Source organism: Humisphaera borealis, assembly GCF_015169395.1.
In the GTDB taxonomy this organism is placed as follows: Bacteria; Planctomycetota; Phycisphaerae; order Tepidisphaerales; family Tepidisphaeraceae; genus Humisphaera; species Humisphaera borealis.
On the sequence record NZ_CP063458.1, the window covers coordinates 1,655,097 to 1,671,714 of the forward strand.

At 62.4% G+C, this 16,618-nt stretch carries 12 protein-coding genes; 5 read left to right on the forward strand and 7 right to left on the reverse strand.

From position 1 onward, the window contains the following. Positions 1 to 2: 2 nt before the first annotated feature. Positions 3 to 974, forward strand: coding sequence for a recombinase family protein (locus IPV69_RS06180; RefSeq protein WP_206294049.1), 972 nt, complete (start codon positions 3 to 5; stop codon positions 972 to 974). Here the strand turns inward: IPV69_RS06180 and IPV69_RS06185 are convergent. Next, positions 926 to 2,164: an ISL3 family transposase gene (locus tag IPV69_RS06185; protein ID WP_206290508.1), complete on the reverse strand. Its 1,239-nt coding sequence runs from the start codon at positions 2,162 to 2,164 to the stop codon at positions 926 to 928. The two genes, IPV69_RS06180 and IPV69_RS06185, sit on opposite strands and share 49 nt — an antisense overlap. A gap of 316 nt (positions 2,165 to 2,480) precedes the next feature. Here IPV69_RS06185 and IPV69_RS06190 point away from each other — a divergent pair, with 316 nt between their 5' ends. After that, a complete protein-coding gene (locus IPV69_RS06190) occupies positions 2,481 to 3,329 on the forward strand; it encodes a hypothetical protein (protein WP_206294050.1) in 849 nt (282 codons plus the stop codon). 1,138 nt (positions 3,330 to 4,467) lie between these two features. After that, positions 4,468 to 4,773, forward strand: a complete 306-nt coding sequence (locus IPV69_RS06195) for a hypothetical protein (RefSeq protein ID WP_206294051.1) — start codon at positions 4,468 to 4,470, stop codon at positions 4,771 to 4,773. 981 nt (positions 4,774 to 5,754) lie between these two features. Here IPV69_RS06195 and IPV69_RS06200 read toward each other — a convergent pair. Beyond that, positions 5,755 to 7,104 carry a hypothetical protein gene (locus tag IPV69_RS06200; protein WP_206294052.1) on the reverse strand — a complete coding sequence of 450 codons (1,350 nt, stop codon included), beginning with the start codon at positions 7,102 to 7,104 and terminating at the stop codon, positions 5,755 to 5,757. A gap of 419 nt (positions 7,105 to 7,523) precedes the next feature. Between IPV69_RS06200 and IPV69_RS06205 the strand changes: the two genes are divergently transcribed. Then, positions 7,524 to 7,886, forward strand: a complete 363-nt coding sequence (locus IPV69_RS06205) for a hypothetical protein (RefSeq protein WP_206294053.1) — start codon at positions 7,524 to 7,526, stop codon at positions 7,884 to 7,886. Between the two features lie 135 nt (positions 7,887 to 8,021). Here IPV69_RS06205 and IPV69_RS06210 read toward each other — a convergent pair whose 3' ends face one another. From IPV69_RS06210 to IPV69_RS06225, 4 genes are all read right to left on the reverse strand, one after another. Beyond that, the gene (locus IPV69_RS06210; RefSeq protein ID WP_206294054.1) at positions 8,022 to 8,807 is read right to left on the reverse strand and encodes a formylglycine-generating enzyme family protein; all 786 of its coding nucleotides are present in this window, start codon (positions 8,805 to 8,807) and stop codon (positions 8,022 to 8,024) included. 408 nt (positions 8,808 to 9,215) lie between these two features. Beyond that, positions 9,216 to 9,746, reverse strand: a complete 531-nt coding sequence (locus IPV69_RS06215) for a hypothetical protein (RefSeq protein WP_206294055.1) — start codon at positions 9,744 to 9,746, stop codon at positions 9,216 to 9,218. A 501-nt stretch (positions 9,747 to 10,247) separates the two neighbouring features. Beyond that, positions 10,248 to 11,072, reverse strand: coding sequence for a hypothetical protein (locus IPV69_RS06220; protein ID WP_206294056.1), 825 nt, complete (start codon positions 11,070 to 11,072; stop codon positions 10,248 to 10,250). Between the two features lie 318 nt (positions 11,073 to 11,390). Then, positions 11,391 to 12,578: a cysteine desulfurase family protein gene (locus IPV69_RS06225; RefSeq protein ID WP_206294057.1), complete on the reverse strand. Its 1,188-nt coding sequence runs from the start codon at positions 12,576 to 12,578 to the stop codon at positions 11,391 to 11,393. Positions 12,579 to 12,807: 229 nt separating this feature from the next. On the opposite strand from IPV69_RS06225, the gene IPV69_RS06230 reads away from it, so the two are divergent. Then, positions 12,808 to 14,253, forward strand: coding sequence for a hypothetical protein (locus IPV69_RS06230; protein ID WP_206294058.1), 1,446 nt, complete (start codon positions 12,808 to 12,810; stop codon positions 14,251 to 14,253). A gap of 5 nt (positions 14,254 to 14,258) precedes the next feature. On the opposite strand, the gene IPV69_RS06235 is transcribed toward IPV69_RS06230, so the two are convergent. Beyond that, on the reverse strand, positions 14,259 to 16,616 hold the full coding sequence (locus IPV69_RS06235) for a hypothetical protein (protein ID WP_206294059.1): 2,358 nt from the start codon (positions 16,614 to 16,616) through the stop codon (positions 14,259 to 14,261). Positions 16,617 to 16,618: the final 2 nt, after the last annotated feature.

The following is a 16,618-nucleotide window of genomic DNA, read 5'->3' on the forward strand; positions in this document are numbered from 1 at the left end:
CCATGAAAAGGGTTTCTGAGTCGGAGTTGAAGCCTCGGAACGGCCACACGCTGAAGGTCGGCATCGGGTGCCGCATCAGCGGGTGTGCTAACCAAAAGGAGCAAAGTCTTAAGGACCAGGAGGACCACGGCAAGGAGGTCATTGCCGAGTTGTACGAGGGGCCGGTTGAGTACGACGTCATCGCCAGCAAGGGGAAGGGCGAGGCGTTGGATCGACCGGAACTGACGGAGGTCGAGAAGATCCTGCGCCGGCGAGAACTGGATATCTTTGTGTGGGAAGATCTCGGTCGTCTTGTCAGGGGCGCCGAGGCCGTTCGCCTGCTCGGCGTCGGCGTCGACCACGGCACGCGGACGATCGCCCCAAACGACTGCATCGATACCGCCGAGGAGACATGGGAGTCCGATGCGTTAAATGCTTGCGCCGCACATGTTGGAAACAACGCGCACACGTCGAAGCGGATCAAGAACAAGCTGATGAATCGGTTTGTGAAGAACGGCGGCGTGCTGCCGTGTGAAGTGTATGGTTACCTCAAGCCGCCAGGCGCGAAGACTTACCACGACCTGCAAAAGATCCCCGAGGCGACGCCGATCTACCAAGAAATGTTTCGGCGGCTCCGCGCGACGGGGAATCAGGAGAAGGTTGCCGACTGGCTCAATGAGCAGAAGGTGCCCGTGGGGAAGTACAGCCGGGGGCGGAAGAAGTGGTATGGGAAGTCAGTCGCTCGCGCACGGCGGAACCCGCTCTTAAAGGGCATGCCAGGCCGTGGTTTTCGGCACACCGAGAAGGACTTTGAATCCGGCCGCCGGAAATCGGTCCATAATCCCAAGGGACCAACTTTCAGCCGACACGAGTTCCCTCATTTGGTGCACGTTGACCCGGTAGAGTTCGACAGCGTCAATGCGTTGCTGGACGCGAAAAACAAGGTTCATCTCCCAACTCCGGGGAACGCCTGGCGGATCTTGAGGAAGAAATAGGCGTCGTCACGATACCCGTAGGCCATCCGCTTGATCACCTTGATCTTGTTGTTGATCCCCTCCAGCACGCTAGTGTTCAACGGGAATCGGCAGTGACTCAGGATCCCCGGCAAGTATCCCTTGAGCTTCCCGGCGAACCGCTTCAGCGGATCGATCCGGCTGCGGATCGCTCTGCCGTACCACTCATCCCAGAACTGCTTCGCGTAGCCCACGTGCCGGTAGAACCACAGCTCTTTCAGGTCGTCCTTCAGCACATAGACCGCCGCCAGCTTGCGGTTGGCCTTGAGCAGTTCCGCCAGCCGGATCCGGTCCTGCTCCTTCTCGATGTTGTCGGCGTTTCGCAGCAGCAGCCAGCGTGAGCCCTTAATCACCTTCCGCGCCGGCTTGTCGTCTTTCACCTTGTTCGCCTCGTCCACGCGGACCCGGTCCACCACCTCACGCCCGTACTTGGCGACGACGTGGAACAGGTCGTACACCACCTCGGCGTTGGGACAGTGTTCCCGCACCTCCAGGTCGTACGCGGCGTTCATGTCCATCGCCACCGCCACGATCCGTTTGCAACGCTCGGGGCCGAGCAGTTCGAAGAACGGCCGGACCTCCTCCCGGCTGCGGCCGCGGCCCACCCAAAGCACGCGTTTGCAGTTCGGATCGATCACGACCGTCGCATAGCGATGACCCTTCTGGATCGCGAACTCGTCCATCGCCAGCTTCGTCACGCCGTCGAGGTCGACCGGTCCGAGCGTACGCGTGAGCCAGGCCTTGTCGATCTTCTTGACCGTCTTCCAGTTCAGCCCGAAGTAGTCGGCGACATGCTTGATCGGCAGCACCCGGCAGAGCTGCGCGACGCTGCGGGCCATGCGGGTGGTCACGCGGGCGTAGGGCTCCAGCCAGTCGAGCTTCTCGACCTTCGGCCCGCAGTCCGGACAGGCGACGCGAACGCGATGCACCAGCAGCCGGGTCATGGCGTCGAAAATCGGCAGATCGTCGACCCAGCGTTCAGCGGTATCATGAATCGAGCGACAGGTCTTGCCGCAGCCGGAGCAGACGCGGGGGTGGTCGCGGACGGGATGGAGTTCCAGGTGAACTTCCGGAAGGGTCGGTCCGTGCTGGCCGGGTTCGACGCGTCCGACGGTCCCGAGCGTATAGCCTTTCCAGCCGCCGAGGAGGGCGGTAAGTTCTTCGATCGACAACGGCAGCCTCCTGCGTCTTGAAGCCTGGTAACTCCAAGATACGCAGCGGCTGCCGTTGCTCTATTCCTATCCTTCACTCCCCGCAGATGGGAGAAGAACCAAAAACAAGGGGAAGGGTCGCAAGACCATTAACGGCGCCGACCCACTGGCGGGCGTTTCGCGAAAGAAGACACGGTGCCCGAGCCAGCACTCAACCTGCTGGTACTGCGGCCAGAAGTACGTCTGGGGTGGTAACGGCGTCACCGCGAATCTCATGTGCCCCGGAAGCCGGGCGCACCAGTGTTGGAACTCCATCGGATTCAACGGCCCCCTAGCCGTGAAAAAGCTCGTCGAGGTCATCACCGCCGACCTGTACGCCATGGATGGCTTCGCCACGCAGTACCGTGAGATGGTCGAGGCCGCGATGAGCAAGTCCGTCGACGGACTGGACGAGCGGCAGAAGCGGCTTCGTCGTGACCAGGAAAGCCTTCAGGACGAGCAGGCCAACCTGGCCGCATCGATGGCCGCATACGGGGTGATGCCGTTCATCGAGAAGAAGCTCGGCGAATTGAAGGCAATGGAGGTGACGCTCGAGGCTGAAAAGCGGTCCTTGGCAGGTTTGTCAGCCCGAAAGCTGGATCTGCCGGTGTCGACTGAAGCCTTGCGGGAACAGCTCCAGTTCCAGCTCGAAAAGCTCGGCACGTCTTCGTACGAGTTTGCCGACCTCATGAAGGAGTTGGTTCCAGAGTTCCACGTGTATCTAGTGCGGCTGTGCGACGGCGGTCACCTGATGCCGAGGGCAAGGGTGCGGCTTTCCTTGGCCCAATCGATTGAGGACGTCGATCACGTTCCGGGCTTGCGTGAACTACTGACCTGCACCCACACGATCGACCTGTTCGGGCCACCCCAGCGGGAAAAAATCCGCTTAGTGGCCGTCAAGCTCTCCGCCGAAGGCTTTGAGCAGCGGCAGATCGCGACCCACGCTGAAATGCCGGACGGCAAGGCGGTGACACAGACGGCGGTCTCCGACGCCCTGATGCTGGACGGGCAAATGCGGCAGGCAGGGCTGGCCGACCCCTACGTCCTCGTCACGCAACCGCCAAAGGACTACACAAAGCTTCGGCGGCACCTCAACCCGAGGTATCGGTTTACACCCGTCGTGGGGTACGAGCCCCCGCAACTGTAGCTAGACCGCTAGGCGGACATCCAAATTAACCACCGACCCCGGCGATGAGCCGGGGTCTCTCATTTTAAGGATCTTTCAGATGAAGAAGAACAGCGAAAAGCGAATTCGAGACCAACGTGTTACGAAAGGAAAGGGCCCGCGTATCGCGCAAGGCTCCCCGCTCTGCAACCTACTCAATTTGGCGGCGCCGAGGATTGCGCAGGCGTTGCAAGGGCAGCTGGAGCGATCGACGAGCAGCGGTGATACAAGCTCGTCGGCGCTGCATCCCCCTCCTGGCTGACCGACAAATCGAACGCGATTTTACGCCGCTCCTCCCGGCCGCTTCTGCGACCGGAGGAGCGGCGCGAGCAGGCCATATTCTCTTCTTTTACCTGGTATGAGTGGGCCAAGCAGATTCCTGTTGCCCGGCGCGTATCCGATGGATGTACTGCGGCATACCGGGCCAGGGACAAGATGGACGCGCGTTCCCGTAACTCTGGCCTGTGCGCGCGGGTCGTTCAGTCTTGGGGCCGGCCGCGGATAGCTATGGACCTCGAGTCCGTTTTTTTATCTGGCCGCCCATCCGGCCCACCCGGTTGAGCCTCGAGTCGGTCGGGCAGTGGGCGAAAAAACGAGCGAGGGCCGAAGTCTCATGGGGCGACCCATCGAGCGGAGCCGCGCGCAGGGGGACAAGCGACTGCCGGGATTTTCGCCGAGTCGGTGTACCCACTCGAAATCCGAAAGGATCAATTCAGATGTGAGAGCGGTCGAACAGATCCTTGCCCGCCAGGCCCGCCAGACGGCTGACCCCCAACCGAGGCGTTCGGCGGTGCCTTTCTTACAGCTAGTCATTGATCGGCAGCTTGGGACCAGGAAGCCACGGCGGATCGTGGACCACTGCGGCGGGCTGGAGCTTTACCCAAATTGAAACCTGAAGAACGAAATTTTCCGACCGAACCGACGCCGCAGGCGACTAAGGAGGTGAAGGCAGACCGGGCGGACGATAGTCGCTCGGCCTGCGAGGAATGGTGTGCCCGGGCGTGCTGCGTCGGCCTGCCTGGTGGTACCCGCTACACGGACTGTCTCCGAAAGGATCGTTATGCGTGAATTTACGCTCGCCCCCGCTGTCGCCAACTCTATTGTCCGGAAGGCAAGTTCTTTGACTCGCCTTTGGGCGTTTGCGTTGCTTGCCCTTTGTGCCTCTTCGGCAGAAGGTAAGGTAGGCTCATCACATGAGCACACGGGAGGACCGACCGCAAGCTCGGGAGCGGCGGCTGAAGCTGCCCGCGAGCTCGGGCAGGGCCGCATTAATGGCTTTCTTGGTCCGATCATCGACAAAATCGATACGACGAACCGCGAAAAGCCGTTTGAGTACCGCCGGGACCGCGCCGACAAGCCCGATCGCACAGGTGGCGGCGGCGGTGGTGGTAGCCGCGGGAACACGAACGTCCGCAACCTGATCTGAGGGTAGCGGCGAACCACCATGACGCGGAGACGCCCCGGTAGCAACTCTCACCGGGGCGTCCCTTTGCTTTCTCTGATCGAAAACATGACGCATCGAAGCGGCGAGCCGGGGCTGCGGCTGGCGGTCATGGGAGATCATCGGAGTCGAAGCTGACCGGCAAAGTGCTGGACTCGTTCTCTTTGCGTTGGTCGTGCTGGTGGTCTTCTTCGTGCGGTCATAGTCGAACACCGCCCGTGCGAAAGGCAACGCCTCCAACATTGTCCCAAGTGCGGTTAAGATCTGAGGGCTACGCCGCAACAGTGACCGGAGTGCGAAACGCTGAACGGCCATGGAGCCATTCACCGACGGTATCGTGTTCGTCGGAGTAGTGCGAAGATGTGGGTTTTGGACTGTGAGCGGCTCAATTTTACGAAATTTATCCACATGAATACGACACGCATAATAATTATATCAATGTGCCTTTTGTCGATCAGTGCGTGCGATAATCGAACCGATAATCTAGGGGATATCAAGAAAGCGCAACAGCGAATGGTATGGGAAAGACTTGCTCGCGCGAGCGCAGGGAAGGTAACGCTTGATGAATTGACTCTCGTGCTGGAATACGACGGCTACAAGCATATTAAAATAACGAAATTGCGCGAGACTTCAATTCTAGCAAGGCGTTTGGGTGCCGGATTTGAGTCAGAGCTATTCGAAGTTTTAGCTCCAGACGATCGGTTCAGGCTGCGACTTTACTCGGATTCGGATTCCGATATCGCGCTTTTAAACAGGGCCGTGTTTCTCCAAAGTCTCCATCCGATCCGCACTTACCCACAACTTCGTATAAGCACACTGAGTCAGGAACAGTATGACGAACTAAAGAAGTTTGCTCGTGAGAACGGGCCGTCAATAGAGGTTTTGCTGCGTGACTTGGACGTAAAGCCTCCTGCTCCTGCTCCCCTAAAATGTTCCATGCCGAAGCAGTAAGGTTGCGGCTGGCGGTCATGGGAAACGCGGATTGGTCCCATCATCGATCTCCTTATAGCTCCCCCCGCCCTTCTCGGCGACCGCGCGGTACGTGCGGAACAGCTCGGTGTCGTAGCTGGGGCCGCGGAGGATGATCACGTGTACCTTCGCCTTCGTCGCCAGCGCCCGGAGTGCGTCGGTCATCATGACGGGGTCGGACGCCTTGCCGTTCGTCACCCAATACACCTCCGATGCGCCCTGGCCGTCCGCCGCCTTCAGCCCCTCACCAGCACCGCTGACGCCCAGCGGTGCCGCCTCCCTGAGTAGCTCTTCGATCCGCTGCTTGTTGGCTGCGGAGGCGGGCACTGGCTTGGGGAACAGGGGCCTCGCCTTGTTGTCTTGGTAGAGGACGACGTTGACCGAGGCCGATTCGTGCAGACCGTCAACTTTCCAAAGGACGTGGTCCCGTGCCGAATCGAAGTCGTTAACCATGGACAAGCCTGCCGAGAGGACGAAGACGAACGTCCCCTTGAGACGCGGTGGCTCTGCCGGCTCGGCGGGCCGGGACGTCGGCGGGCGGATGTCGATGTTCTCGGGCGGTTCCGGGTACTGGCCGTGCTGGTTGCGCCCCCAGCCGACGACGGTTCCATCGCGACGCATCGCCAAGGCGTACTCGGGGCCGGCGGCAATGGCGACGACGTCGCGGAGGCCAAGTGGGATGGCGAGCTTGCCGTAGGCGTGGTCGCCCCAACCGATGACCGTGCCGTCTTTCCTGAGGGCTAGCGTGTAGTCATTCCCCGCGGCGATAGCGACCACGTCTTTCAGCCCCGTCGGCACCGGTAACTCGACGATGCCCACATCCGGGAGCGGCAGAGCCTGCTTAGGCCGCGTCGCGGGCCTCCCGATGCCGCGCCTCTGGATGCCGGGCATCACGATGCCCGCATCCGGGAGCGGCGCCGGATTCGGCCGCGTTGCGGGCATCAACCACGGTAACCCCAGTTGTTCCGCCTCTCGGCGGTCTCGACGATCACTCGCTTCCTGCCATTCTCGCCGCGATCGCTCGTCCCTGGCGACGCGGTCGATGCCCCACTCGTAGACCGAGCCGTCCTTGCGGAGCGCCACGCTGTGCGAGTCGCCTGCCGCGATCGCCACCACGTCGCGCAGCCCTGGCGGGACCGTGGCGGGAATCTCGCGGCCATCCATATAGCCCCATGCGACGACGGTGCCGTTCTTGCGCAGCGCCAGAACGTGATTACTCCCGGCAGCGATGGCCGTCGCATCTCGGAGCTCGGGGGAGGGCGGTACCCCGACGACGGTACCGTCTCTCCGCAGGATCACCCACCCATACCCACTACCCACGGTGGCGACGGGGAGGTCCTCCAGCATGCGATTTATTTCTTTCCCGCGACTGCCCCACGCGGTCGCGCGCCCGTCAGACCGCACGGCGCCTGCTGCCTCCGTTCCGGCCCACACACCAACGACGTTGGCGAGGTCGGCGGGCATGCGGTTTTTCCTGAAGCCTCGATCTCCGAAGTGTGCGACGGTCCCGTCCTTTCGGACGATAAGGCTAAAATCTTCGCCCGCCGCGAGCCGGCCGCGGGCGGCCTCGAGTTCTGTGGGCGACGGGTTGTCTGCCCGCGCAGGAGATAGGCATACGGCATTGGTCAGAAGCAGCGCGAGGGCGATGCGGGAAAACATGCTCTTTGACATGGTTGCGCGACCTTTCAGTAATTCCGAAGACTTACAGCAAGACTACATCATAATGCAAGAACAACTCGGGACAGTAGACGAAGGATCGGTGAGCTATGGATGCGATTGAAAGAAATCCCAACGGGCGTCGACGAGTCATTCTCGTGGCCGAGGCAGATCCAAACGAGCATCGGCGAATCATTTTCGTGGCCGCCGACGGGCGCCGCAAGAGAGTGCGGCTGGGCAAGTGCAGTGAGCGCGACGCCGAGCAAATCTGCCGCCACCTCGAAGCCCTGGCGAGGGCGACGATCCACGGTCAGCCCTTGCCTAGCGAAACAGCGGTGTGGGTGGGCGGCATCGGGGGGAAGTTACATGATCGGCTGGCGCGGGCCGGGCTGGTCACGGGCCGTCCCGCTGTTGGACGTGCCCGGCAATTTTTCCGCGCAGCGATGAGATTTCTGGTAGGTGCGGATGATTAAGGCAGCCGGCGGAAACTCAACGGCAATGCCAAACTACAAGACATGGTCGACGGAATCGTGTACGTCGACGAGAGCAGAAAGGCCGCCTGAGTTGCCGGGGACATACACAGCCTTTGGGTATATCTCAGGTCATTCTCACTCAAGCTCCAGGAGCAACCGAAACCCGATGAAGTCGACCCGGCCGCCGGGAGCGTACCCGGTGCGGCTGCCGGAGCGGCAGCCCAGAAAACTGATGCCCCACGACCCGCCCCGGAGAACGCGGGACCTACCGCCTACAGGTCCTTGCGGGTCCGTCACGGGGTTCGCCGGATAGTCCCCGTACCAGTCGTTGCACCACTCATGTACGTTGCCGTGCATGTCGTGCAAGCCCCAATCATTTTGTGTCTTCTGGCCTACCGGATGCGTCTTGTCGCCCGAGTTGTCCCGGTACCATCCCATGTCATCCAACCGCCCAGTGCCGGCGTACGACCCAGACTTCCCCGCCCTGCAGGCATATTCCCACTCGGCTTCCGTCGGCAACCGGTACTTCTTCCCCTCCTTTTGGCTCAGCTTCGTGCAAAACGCCACGGCGTCATCCCAACTGACTTGCTCGACCGGGAGGTCGTCCCCCTTGAAGCAGCTTGGATTGTTCCCCATCACCGCCTGCCACTGCGTCTGCGTCACTTCCGTCGCTCCCATCATAAACCCCCTGGTCAGCGTCACCTGGTGCTGCGTTTCGTCGTCGGCGTCGGTCGGTGGCGTACCCATGTTGAACGTGCCGGGCTGGATGGGAACCAGCGTCATGCCGATAGAATTAACGATGGGTGCCGTCACTCGGTGTTGCGCTGGTGCGGTGTTCGGAGGCTGCGCCGGCGCACAGCCGACGCCGAACAGGAGGCCAGCCAAAAGCAAGCCGACGGCGGAAACGATCTTCTCGGACATGCGAGACTCCCTGCAAACCATGGAAACCCCTTGCCTCAAACCCGACGGGCAATTTTCGAGGTTGAAGATTGGTTTCGCAAGGGGGCGAAAAGGAGCAACGGAGGTGGCACCCAACGCCGTTAACGACTTCGATAGATTCGACGAGCGCAACCCGAAATTCGGACTTAACACGAAGGCACGAAGGTTCACGAAGAAGAACCAAGATATCAGGTGCTTTCAACGACCCACTCGTTCGGCGGCGACGGCAAGGTAGTAGCCCGCGGCTTTCCGCCTCGTTTCACCAAACCGATCTTGAACCTTGAGCCGTTTTCTCAGGGAACGCGACCGCCCGGCGCTGCGGACTGATGGGTTGCAGGACCAATCGCAAGATCAACCGCAGGGTCCCATGCTACAGATCGACACGCATAGTTACTTTATGACGCTTTCGGAGGTCTGCCGGACGCGCCAATCGCTGTCATCGCGGCCAAATGTTAACTCCTCGGAAAAGCCGCGGCGCTTCTCCATTTTTGTAGTGCCAGTCAATTTTGTGTACCAACGCTTCTTCGCGGAGTCATAAAACTCAACTACATAGGAAACTTCGCGAGTCTGGTCGGTCGGATTACTTAGAACCAAGTGGGGCTCGCCATTCCGCGTTTCCATCTTCACTTCACATCGCCACTCTCCTCGCGGCACGTACGGAGGGCGAGGCGCCAGGCCGGCGATTCCAGCCAACTCGTGTGACAGACCCGCATCGTTCGGGATCTGGAATGGTTGGCCGGGCTCGCGAATCTGATGAGCAACGACGCCCATCGCGCTCGCGGTCAGCACTACGAGCAACACCAACCCGAAGGTGCCGAAGGCAAAAGCCTTGGCGGCTCGAAGCGACACGGGCATCGCCTCCTGGCGTTTGGCTGACGGTTCGGAAACGGCTTTGACGTCGATGATGGCGAACTTGGTCACGGGGTGGCTCCTTACAAAGAGTCCAATAGGCAGCGCTTTTGTATTCGGGCGGCTGCCGAATGCCCGGCCTTTTACTGGGGGGCAAAGTCGCGGTCTCACGAAGACGTGCGAGGCACCGCTGCACTTACAGTCGGTCAACAGTTCAACTCGGTCGGACAAGGCACTACGGCACCGAAGTCAATGCTGGTCGGTCAGGCACCACTCGACAAAGTTCGATCGTCGATGGGAACGCAGCGTCCGCTTCTTCCAATTCTTCGGCTTCCTCAACGCTGCCCGAATGCCCTCGCTTCCGCCGCAGCAGGTACAGAAGGGGCGATTCACCCGTCGGCCCAGGCAAGCGGCTGGCGATATCTTGCCCCTGAGTGGAAGCAGACTCGGGTCGGTCGGCTGTCGCATGTGGGTCTCCGATGAACTTCGATCTGCTTGAGTTGAGGTCTCAATTGGCAGATCTCGTATCTCTATGTCAGTCGCCTTTACTCGAAATGGGTTGGACAGAGCAGATCAAATCCTTTTGTTTAGGAATACATCGAGAACAATCTGCTCTACCTTGACGGCGACCTTAACCTCTTTGATTTGCAGTTCGCCTAAACCACCCCCGGCCCCATTCGGTACCTGAAAGAGATGTTCTCGGACAGTTCTCTTTTCAATCACGGCATGGACTGCCTTCTGCGCGAGCGAATCTCTTATCTTTCTAGTGATCTGTTCGAGATGCTTGTTGATGCCATTTACCCGGATTTCACTAACCTTGACCGAGGACTTGTCGGCAAGCGGTCGAAGCCGGATATGAACGTTTGCACCGTCCTTCACTGCATCAATTTGATAGGATGCCGACACTGCCGCACCAGTGTCGAGTCGGCCCGTTGTCGTTCGCCATTCGCTCCTTACCACTGGCACCTTGTTTTTCCATTTCCAGAAGATCTTCTTAACCTCGCTTCCGACCCACTCGTGCTTGTACTCGTAACGGATGTCTGCTCCGATATTGGTTAAAGCGGAGAATGAGATGGAATCTGGGGTAGAGAGAGTGACCTGAGTGAACTTCTGATCAACAGTTGCCACAGCGTTCACTAACCGGAGATTTCGCCAGACCACGAAGTTGCCGAATTCTCGCCGAGGGAGTGGGAATGACTCTGACACACGCTTCTTAAGTTCTTCGACGAGTCGCTCTCTGGTAATCGAGATTCGAAGGTGAGTTTCGTCTGGCCTGAACCCTTGAACTCGAACGGCAATCCCGTTTTCTGCGATCAGTTCAACGCCGCGGACGGATGCGGTCTTCAGAAAGGCGAAAGCCGCGAAGGCGAGCGTAGTGGTGAGAATGAGCTTACGCATGAATTTCCTAAGTAGATCCGTGTTCGCGCCCTTATCGAAACGCCTTGGGGAGGTACCGTCCCGCGCTGATTTGGGCACTGCGCATTGCCGAAACCGCCGTGGCTTCGAGCTGTCAACCACATAGTCGATGCCCGCGGCGACTCGGTCGGGAAGATTTCGTTACACGCCAGGTAACTCCGCCGCTAATACGTTGATACCTGCACAGGATGCAGAACTTCGACCACTACCGACCTGCTACGCGCGTCAGGCAGCAGGTCCGGAGCAGGCAACCTTGGGATCCTTCGACGGCCGGTGTCCCACGGAAACAGCGGTCGAATTCTACGGCTGCGTCGGAGTTCGCAGCCCCTTGACGGAGCGAAGGGAGCGCACTACCTGCAAGAGCAATTCCGCCGCCTCGTCGACCTCGGCATCCGTCGTCTGCGGGCCTATGCTCAGCCGGATCACTTCGAACGATTGCTCGCCGTGACCCATGGCGACGAGGACGTGGGAGGGGTCGATGCCGGCGGCGTGACAAGCCGCGCCGGCGGCCGCACCCACACGTGGGGCGGCCTTCAGCAGTTCTAAGGCCGGCACCCCGGGGACCCGCAGGCTACTAATGTGCGGCGCTCGCTGTGTGCGGTTGCCGACGACCACCGCGCCCAACGCCTCGACCAGCCGCGTCTCAAGCCGATCACGCAGTGACGCCAGGCGGGCTGTGGCCTGTTCGAAGTCGCGTCCGACATCGACCATTGCGGCGGCCATGCCGGCGATGGCCGCGAGGTTGAGGGTTCCGGCCCGCGCACCGCGCTCCTGCCCGCCCCCGTGAAGCAGCGGGGCAGGGACTCCGCCGGGTGCCCCAGCGCGGACCCACAACAGCCCTGCCCCTCGCGGCCCGCCCGCCTTGTGCGCCGACAGAGTTATTAGGTCCGGAGCCGGACCGGGTCCGAGGCCGATCGGCACGCGACCGTACGCCTGCGTCGCGTCGGCATGGAACGGTACCCCGGCGACGCGACACGCCTCCGCCACCTCAGCGACTGGCTGCACCGTCCCGGTCTCGTTGTTGACCCACATGACCGACACCAAGGCAGTGTCCGGCCGTTCGCGAAGGGCACGCGCGACGTCGGCCGGGTCGACCATGCCTACCGAGTTCACCGGCAGGATCGTCACGTCGAATCCGTCTCCCCGCAGGCTGTGAGCCGACTCTAACACTGAGGCGTGTTCGGTCGCCTGGGTGATCAGGTGCCGACGGGCGCTGCGGGCGGCTCGCCAAAGCGTCCCTTTGATCACCCAGTTATTTGCCTCGGTCGCGCCGGACGTAAAGTATATCTCCGAGGGACGACGGCCCAGGGAGTCAGCACAGCATCGCCGTGCGTGTGCGGCAACTTCGCCCGCGGCGCGGCCAGCGAAATCGGTCGTGCTTGAGGGGTTGCCGTACAGCCGCCCCGCTACGTCGGCTGCGACCGCGGCTGCCCGGGGGAGGATCGGGGTGGCGGCCGCGTGGTTCAGGTAGATGAAGGAACTCGTCATATGCTGTAAGTCGTGCGACGTGACTCCGTGGTCGGCACCGCCTTCGCCGAACGCAATGGAGCGTGCGCCATGACGAACTCGGTACCGTTCGCCAATCGCATTCGGATACACAGATGTGTGAGGAATGTCGCTTTCCTGCGGCCTGTGGTCAGTCAGAGCAACTTGTCTGGTGTAGCATGGATGAATCAACCTAACCGTCTAGGGGCGGCAGGTGTCCAAGGCAGAGGCCATGGAGATGATGATGATCAGCATTGGAACTGTGGCTGTGGTCTGCATTGCGGGGGCAATGGTGTTCTGGTTGTCTAAGAAGTGCAGTCCGGTTCCACGGCTGTTGAGAACCGTCGCCATGGGGGCGACCTTGGTGGTGATAGGTGCCACTGCGGTATGGTGGGCAGTCCAATACGACGACAACGTGCGAGCCCGTAGTGTGGCCGAGCAACTTCGGGCGACTGCCAGCCGTAGGGAGATCGACGAGGTGATCGCGGCAGCCGCGCGGCAACGCTTGGCGGAAGAGCAGGCGCGGCTTGAGAAGCGGCTGGTTTCGATCTACCCACGGACCGAGACTCCGACAACGCGACCGACGACCGCCCCGACGGCCACCGTCAGGCGGGCGATCGCCCGCCTCGAGCAGCGAGTTCTCTATTCTCTGTACCTGCAGAAGGCGGGTGACGACGCCAACCAGGCCGCCGAGGACGCACGAATAGAACGGATCAGCGCCGCAGTTATCGAGCCACCCGTCGCGTTGCCCCCGCTGACCGTAGGCGAGGCGCCGATTACCCCGGCTTTTGACGCTCTGTGCAAATGGGTCGCGGCCCAACCAGTGGCGTTCCAGACGCGGGTGGCCGAACTGATGGCAAGCCCGGCGTTTGACGTGCCGAACGCGCGGTGGATAGCGATCGGAAAGCTCGCGTCAGCTCTCGGTGGAAGCGAGGCTGGCGAGATCCTTCGTCCCGTCGCCGATGGGTTCAAATCGGTTCTCGTCGACGCCGCCACACCCAGCGCAAAGGGGAAGGCTCCGCGGGCGTTCAATGCGGCGGCGGTCGACGCCCTGGCAGCGAAGCTGACGCAGGAATTGAACGCCGAGCACACGATTGAGCACTCCCAGCAGATGGCCGCCCAGTTGCTGGCGACGGCGGTGCAGCCACGCGCGCCGCCCACCGAGGCCGCGACCGTCGTCGATGTCGCGGCCTTCAAGATGCCGAAGGATGCAATTCCTGAGCACCAGATCCCAATCGCCGCTGGGGGCCGTAACGCCGTCCTGCGCAGCGACCGCCCTGTACCGCCTAATCTGTCGCCCATACCGCCGCCCGATCGGCAGCCGATTTGGGGCGCTGAGGCGGCCGCGGCGGAGATCGCGCAGCTCAAGCCAGTCGAGATTGGGGCACCGCGGCGTGTCACGGCACAGCCCGCAATGCAGTCCTTCGAGGTGCTAGGCAAGACTCCAACACTCGACGCCGCGCTGCCTCTGTTCAATGCCCGGCCGTTCGTAAAGGAAGCGGACAGTCTGCTCGGGCCCGCCATCCGCACACTGACGAAGATTGGGCTAAAGCTTCTGCGCGTAATAGCAGTTGTCATTGGAGTGGCAATTGGTTTAGCAATTGCCTTAGTCATTAGAGCAGTCTCGCGGAGTAGTGGCGATAGGCATACAAAGCGAACTCTTCCACACTCTCCTTGAATCTCTCACAGGTCACCGCATCCAGGTCTGCCGCGGCCCATCACGACCGACATGGCCGCACAGAACTGCAGGAGCGTCAAATCCGGCCGTGGCGGGTCGACGCCAGACGCAGTCACAGGGTCGGGTTCGGGGAACAACCGGCGGACCTCCCGCGTGCGGGCACGTGCCAGCGCCAGTGGCCCGCCGGACGGGTCGGCCAGGTAGGCGTCGAGTACCCGCACCGCGAAAACGGAGGCGTGACTTGCGCTGACCGTCATGCGGAAACCCATGGCGGGGGCGACTCGGCCGAGCAGGTCGACTGCCGGGCCGTAGACCGACTGGTATGATCCGCGGTAGACGCCGCGGGCGACCAGGCATGCGACCGCGAGGATTGCCCCGACTGGGGCGAGACCTTCGGCCAGCGTGAGCGTGCCGTCGACCGCCCTGACGCCGTCGCCTGGCAGGTCACCCCCGTGGGCTATCAAGATGCCGGCCCGGCCGCCGCCGCCGAGCAGGCGGTTCACATCGCCCGATCTGAAGCTTGCGACACCGTCCAGTTCCAACCCGCGGCGACCGCACAGCCGACGCAACCGGGCGACACCGTCGTGCACGGGCCACGCTTGCTGCGGCCGGCCGACATTATGCGGCCCGCCGGCCGCCGGTGTCGGCTTTGTCTTCTTTGGCGGCAGGTGGCACGCGGCCAGTACTCGATCGGGCAGCGGGGGCAGCGGACTGGCGGCCAGCGCCTCCCACACCCGTATCGCCAGACCGCCACTGACTGACCTGCAGACGTGGCACAGGCTGCGGCCGCCGACGCGGATAAGGTCGAAGGGCACGATCGGCGCCCACGCGTCGTCCTGGACCACGAGGTCTGTCTCATCCCAGTTAACTCCCAGCTTCCTTCCAAAGGCAAACACGTTCTCCAAGATGAGCCCGAGCACCTCGGAAAACTTGGCGACAATACGGTCGAGTTCGCCGGCGTACACTTTGGCCAGCACCTGCGGGTCCGGCCCTGCGCTCTGCGGGTCCCGCGGCTTCCAAGCACGCTTGATCGGTGCGTCGTGGGCGGCCAGGCAAACGGCGTCGACCTCGGCACCTGAGTACTGCACAAGGCCGGGTCGGAACAACAGTTCGATCCCGCCCCCGGGCCGATGCCATACAGCGTACGCGAGAGTGTGGCCGCCGGGGATTCGCCCGAACCCCGGCACGTCGATCGCACCGGGACGGACGAACCCCAGCCATACGGACCCCGGCGGCAGGGCGCGGCTAAACGTGGCCGGCCCAATTGGCCCGTACGGGATGTCGAGCAGACCGCCTGACGACTGGGGCGTCGGCGGTCGGGCTCTGGACCGGTCTGGCGAGGGTGCGGCTGGCGATGGGCTGTCGAGGGCTGGGGACGCTCGGGCTGTTGCGGCCGACTCGCAGTCGGCCGCGGCCCATGGCGGCAGGTCCAAAGGGAACGGGGCCGCCCTCCCCAGCGTCGAGAACTCGACCGCCGCCTCCTGCGCAGGGTCAGGTGTCGCGTTGGCTCCTTGATCTCCGCTCGCTCCACTGGCCGGCCTGGCCCAGCCGCCGATAGCGTCGATCGCGTTCAGCCGCTCCAGCCCGTCGATCGCCGCCCACCAGGCCGCGACATCGTCGACCGACCACGCATGGGCAAGAAGGGACGAGGCGGCGGCGGCCACGAGGCCGCGATGCTCATTGTCAAATTCGCGGTGGGCAGTCCGGGTCGGCTCAATGGCCCGTATTTGCGCCAGGAGTGACAGGAGGTCCGCCGACGCCCTACGCGACTCATCGTCCGCTGGCGGCTGCCCGCGCGCGTACCATGCAAGTGCCAGGGCCAAGACGCGACGGTCGGCCAGCGCCGGTGCGTCCGACACGTATGGTTGGCCCTTGCCCCAGCCGGTGAACCCGGCGATCAACGCCGCCGCTGCCGCGTGTCCGCCTGCGGCGAAGCACCAGTTGGCCCAAACTAGGACCAGTCCGCCGGCCAAGGCCGCGCCGGTCTGCCCCAACGGAAGCGGCGGGTGTCCGCTGGCCCGCAGCCGTAGTCCGGCGGTGCGGGCGATGGCCGGCGGTATCGCGGCCGGGTTTTTGAATGCACTCAGGAACTCTGCACGAGATGCCGTTGAATCGAGGCCAATTGTCGTCTCGTAGATGGATTCGGGAACATGGCCCAAGCGGGCCAGCGCACGGCCGACGACCATGGCGAACAACTCGCGCCACTCGGCAGACCACGAGAGCCACGGCGGCCGGAACGGACGGGGCGGATCGTAACCCACCTGCTCAAGCCAGAGGGCGGCCTTAGGTTGTTCCTCGGCCGCCTTGATGGCTTCTATCAGCCGGACGGGCCCGGCGGCAACATTCCAGCCTTCCAGCACCATCG

Bases quoted from the DNA above. Each gene is read 5' to 3' on its own strand.
- IPV69_RS06180 (WP_206294049.1), top strand. From the start codon at position 3: ATGAAAAGGGTTTCTGAGTCGGAGTTGAAGCCTCGGAACGGCCACACG.
- IPV69_RS06200 (WP_206294052.1), bottom strand. From the start codon at position 7,104: ATGCTGGAGGACCTCCCCGTCGCCACCGTGGGTAGTGGGTATGGGTGG.
- IPV69_RS06205 (WP_206294053.1), top strand. From the start codon at position 7,524: ATGGATGCGATTGAAAGAAATCCCAACGGGCGTCGACGAGTCATTCTC.
- IPV69_RS06210 (WP_206294054.1), bottom strand. From the start codon at position 8,807: ATGTCCGAGAAGATCGTTTCCGCCGTCGGCTTGCTTTTGGCTGGCCTC.
- IPV69_RS06220 (WP_206294056.1), bottom strand. From the start codon at position 11,072: ATGCGTAAGCTCATTCTCACCACTACGCTCGCCTTCGCGGCTTTCGCC.
- IPV69_RS06225 (WP_206294057.1), bottom strand. From the start codon at position 12,578: ATGACGAGTTCCTTCATCTACCTGAACCACGCGGCCGCCACCCCGATC.
- IPV69_RS06230 (WP_206294058.1), top strand. From the start codon at position 12,808: ATGGAGATGATGATGATCAGCATTGGAACTGTGGCTGTGGTCTGCATT.
- IPV69_RS06235 (WP_206294059.1), bottom strand. From the start codon at position 16,616: ATGGTGCTGGAAGGCTGGAATGTTGCCGCCGGGCCCGTCCGGCTGATA.